Origin of the sequence: Phenylobacterium sp. (assembly GCF_031412415.1) — a bacterium.
Classification (GTDB): Bacteria; Pseudomonadota; Alphaproteobacteria; order Caulobacterales; family Caulobacteraceae; genus Phenylobacterium.
In genome coordinates this window covers 1-4,241 of record NZ_JANOCX010000457.1, presented here as the reverse complement: position 1 = coordinate 4,241, position 4,241 = coordinate 1, and the positions used below count along the sequence as shown (strand labels likewise).

The window sequence follows — 4,241 nt, the reverse complement described above, 5'->3', positions numbered from 1 at the left end:
CTGCAGGGCGTTGCGCGCAACCTGGAGCGGCGCGGCCGCCGCCGTCAGTAGAATCCAGAGCATACGGCGAAACTCCGCTCTCACCCCGCGCGTGGGGGTCGCGGGCTACGTCGCAGCCCTGGCGAATGTCGAGGGTATCCCCGCCTGCGCGCGGACGAGCGAAATCAGAACCCGCTGGCGATGGCGTCCGGCGCGCTCTTCTCCTTACGGGCGAAGAGGTTGTTGAGCGCGTTGACATAGGCCTTGGCCGAGGCCGTGAGCGTGTCGGTGTCGGCGGCCTGGCCGGTGGCGATCCGGCCGTCCTCCTCGAGACGAACCGAGACCTGGGCCTGGGCGTCAGTGCCCTCGGTGACCGCGTGCACCTGGAACAGGCGCAGGATGGCGGTGTGCGGCACGGCCTCATGGATGGCGTTGAACACCGCGTCGACCGGACCGTCGCCGGTGGCGGATGCCGCCTTCTCGACGCCGTCAACCGTCACGATCAGCTCGGCCTGCTGCGGGCCCTCAGTGCCGGCGATGACCCGCAGGCTCTTGACCTGGATCCGGTCCGAGCCCGACGCCAGGGCGTCGTCGACCAGGGCCACGATGTCGTCGTCGAAGACGTGCTTCTTCTTGTCGGCCAGGTCCTTGAAGCGCTGGAAAGCTTCGTTGAGGGCGTTCTGGCCGAGCTCATAACCCAGGCTCTTCAGCTTCTCGCGGAAGCCGGCGCGGCCCGCATGCTTGCCCATGACCAGGTTCGAGGCGCCCTGGCCCACGGTCTCGGGGCTCATGATCTCGTAGGTGCCGCGATCCTTGAGCATCCCGTCCTGGTGGATGCCGCTCTCGTGGGCGAAGGCGTTCTTGCCGACGATCGCCTTGTTGAACTGCACCGGGAAGCCGGTGATGGCCGACACATAGCGGCTGGCGCGGGTGATGTGCTGGGTCTCGACGCCGGTGAAGTAGGGCAGCCGGTCGCCGCGCACCTTCAGCGCCATGACGACCTCTTCCAGCGCCGCGTTGCCGGCCCGTTCGCCGATGCCGTTGACCGCCACCTCGACCTGGCGCGCCCCGCCCTGCACCCCGGCCAGGCTGTTGGCGACCGCCAGGCCCAGGTCGTTGTGGCAATGGGTGGAGAAGATCACCGTGTCGGCGTTCGGGACGTTCTCGATCAGGTCGCGGAACATCTCGGCATATTCGCTGGGATACGTGTAGCCCACCGTGTCGGGGATATTGATCGTCTGGGCGCCCGCCTTGATGGCGGCCTCGACGCAGCGGCGCAGGAAGTCCTGCTCGGTGCGAGTGGCGTCCTGGGCCGACCATTCCACGTCACCGCACAGGTTGCGCGCGTGACCGACCGACTTGGTGATCATCTCCAGGATGTCTTCCTGGCTGGCCTTCAGGATGTGGTCGCGGTGGCTGGGGCTGGTCGAGAGGAAGGTATGGATGCGGCCGCGCTTGGCCGGCCGGATCGCCTCGGCGCAACGCTCGATGTCCACCATGCCGGCCCGGGCCAGGCCGCAGACCGTGCTCTCGGTGACGATCTCGGAGACCTGGCGCACGGCCTCGAAGTCGCCGTTGGAGGCGATCGGGAAGCCTGCCTCGATCACGTCGACGCGCATGTCTTCGAGGATCTTGGCCAGTTCGAGCTTCTCGTCGATCGACATGGAGGCGCCGGGCGACTGCTCGCCGTCGCGCATCGTGGTGTCGAATACGATGACGCGATCCCGGGAATCGCGGGCGGTGTCGTTGGAAACTTCAGTCATTTTGCGAACTCTCTTCGCGGGGCGTCTAAGGGGCGGGCGGCGGGTCTATATCCCCTGGGGGCCCGGCCGCGAAGTCGCGCAGCCTAAAGGGCGGCCCAGGGGCGGCTAAGCCCCAGGTCAAGCAGAAGCAGGCTGTGCGATGACGTACGCATGGGGAGTTGCATAGCGAAATGCGGCCTGCGCCGCAACAGCCTTGCGCTTGAGGCGGCTTTAGACCCCTTCCCGCGCAAGAACCTTCCTGACCGCTGGTCGGTCGTTCATCCGTTGGAAGTGACGGGAAACCTTCGGAAATTGCGCGATATCCACCCCGACCCCGGCCAGCCAGCCGCTGAAGGTGAAGAGGTAGGGATCGCAGATCGTATAGGTCTCGCCCATGACCCAATGGTCGTCTGGGAAGTCGGCCTCGATCCGCGCGAAGCAGGCAGCCATGGTCTCGGGAACTTTGCGCTTCATCTCGGCGATGGCGGCGGGGTCGTCGGCCCAGCGCCCGGCGCGTCGGCCGTGGGCGTAGGCCACATGCACGGTGGAAGACAGGTATCCGTTGAACGCCTGGACCTGGCCGAAGGCGAACGGATCGTCCAACGGCGCGAGCTTCGCCTCGGGATAGCTTTGCGCCACGAAAGCCAGGATCGCAGGGCTCTCGGTCACGACGCCGCGCGGCGTGACCAACGCCGGTATGCGGCCCTTCGGGTTGATGGCCTGATAGGCCGGTCGGGTCTGCTCGCCGCCCGCCAGATCAACCCGCACCGCCTCGTAATCGGCCCCAACCTCCTCCAGCGCGATGTGCGACGCCAGCGAACAGGAGCCTGGGAAGTAGAACAGCTTCAGCATCGCGTCAGTCCTTCCGGGGTCCGCTGATGGCGTCTTCGCGTGCTTTCAGCCAGTTGCGCGCGAACCAGCCGATGGCGATCCACAGCGCGACGATCAGCACCAGCCAGATGACGTGGCCGCCGCCCTGCCCTTTCAGCACCTGCACGATGGAATTGCCGGCGAAGGCGGTGAGCGCGATCTTCGGCACGATGCCCAGAGCCGTGCCGGCCGTGAAGTGGCGCATCCGCATCGGGGTCACGCCGGCGGCCATGTTGACGACGATGAAGGGCGCCGAGGGCACCAGCCGCACGATCAGACTGGCCAAGAAACCGTTGCGCCCGACCAGATCCATGAAGCGCTGCATGCTCTCGCCCGACAACGCCTTTAGCGCCCGCGCCCCCGCCAGCCGCCCCACATAGAACCCGACCAGGGCCGAGACCATGGTGCCGATCCAGCTATAGGCGAATCCGGTCCAAGCGCCGAAGGCGACCACCGCCGCGGCGATCAGCACGAACTGTGGCACGCCCAGGAAGGCCAGGATGGCGAAGGCCGCCACCGCCGCCGGCAGGGCCCAGGGACCATCCGAAGCCATGCCCAGCCAGCGTTCGACCGTCGCCTCGCCGTCGAAGCCCAGGACCTGGGCGCCGAACAGGAACACCACGCCTACGCCGCCGAACAGCACGAACGACACCGCCAGGGTCCGCCAGGCCTTGGCGTCCATTTCGTTGATGAAGCGCAGGATGCGACGCATGCCTTCCCGTCGCCCGTTCGCACGAATGGGTCAAGCTGGGCGCGGCGTCCGATCCGGAAACGCCCTTGCCAGAGCCCAACTCGCCTTTGCCTTTGCGCCGCCTTCGGCTAAACCCGCGCGCGTTCCTTTCAACGCAGTCCGGGAGTCTCCCCGCCATGTCGCTCGAATCCGCCGCGCTGTCCCGCGTCAAGCCGTCCGCCACCCTGGCGGCGGACGCGAAAGCTCGTGAGCTGAAGGCGCAGGGCCGGAATGTGATCTCGCTGGCCGCGGGCGAGCCAGACTTCGACACGCCGGACAACATCAAGGAAGCCGCCATCAAGGCGATCCGCGACGGCAAGACCAAGTACACCAATGTCGACGGCATCCCGGAGCTGAAGGAAGCCATTGTCGCCAAGTTCCAGCGCGAGAACGGCCTGACCTACAAGACCAGCCAGGTGAACGTCTCGCCGGGCGGCAAGCCGGTGATCTACAACGCCATGGTCTCGACCCTGAACCCCGGGGACGAGGTGGTGATCCCGCGTCCCTACTGGGTCAGCTATCCCGACATGGTGCTGCTGGCCGGCGGCACGCCGGTGTTCGTGCCGACCTCGGCGGAAGCGGGCTTCAAGGTCCAGCCCGCCGACCTGGAAGCGGCGATCACGCCGCGCACTCGCTGGCTGATCCTCAACTCGCCGTCCAACCCCTCGGGGGCGGCGTACACCGCGGCCGAGCTGCGCGCGCTGGCGGACGTGCTGCTGCGGCATCCGCACGTGTGGATCCTGACCGACGACATGTACGAGCATCTGCTGTTCGACGGGTTCGAGTTCGCGACCATCGCTCAGGTCGAACCCGCGCTCTACGACCGGACGCTGACGATGAACGGCGTCAGCAAGGCGTACGCCATGACCGGCTGGCGCATCGGCTACGCCGGCGGGCCCGAGCCGCTGATCAAGGCGATG

The 4,241-nt window shown here is 67.1% G+C and carries 4 protein-coding genes; 1 reads left to right on the top strand and 3 read right to left on the bottom strand.

Annotated elements, in window-relative coordinates; translation table 11 throughout:
* Positions 1-164: 164 nt before the first annotated feature.
* From RMO04_RS21070 to RMO04_RS21060, 3 genes are all read right to left on the bottom strand, one after another.
* Positions 165-1,742 carry a 2-isopropylmalate synthase gene (locus RMO04_RS21070; RefSeq protein WP_309646729.1) on the bottom strand — a complete coding sequence of 526 codons (1,578 nt, stop codon included), beginning with the start codon at positions 1,740-1,742 and terminating at the stop codon, positions 165-167.
* Between the two features lie 210 nt (positions 1,743-1,952).
* Positions 1,953-2,573 (bottom strand): glutathione S-transferase N-terminal domain-containing protein, encoded by a 621-nt coding sequence (locus RMO04_RS21065; RefSeq protein WP_309646728.1) that lies wholly within the window; start codon positions 2,571-2,573, stop codon positions 1,953-1,955.
* Between the two features lie 4 nt (positions 2,574-2,577).
* The gene (locus RMO04_RS21060) at positions 2,578-3,303 is read right to left on the bottom strand and encodes a TVP38/TMEM64 family protein (RefSeq protein ID WP_309646727.1); all 726 of its coding nucleotides are present in this window, start codon (positions 3,301-3,303) and stop codon (positions 2,578-2,580) included.
* Positions 3,304-3,458: 155 nt separating this feature from the next.
* On the opposite strand from RMO04_RS21060, the gene RMO04_RS21055 reads away from it, so the two are divergent.
* Positions 3,459-4,241: pyridoxal phosphate-dependent aminotransferase (locus tag RMO04_RS21055; RefSeq protein ID WP_309646726.1), on the top strand; the 783-nt coding region annotated here is incomplete at its 3' end.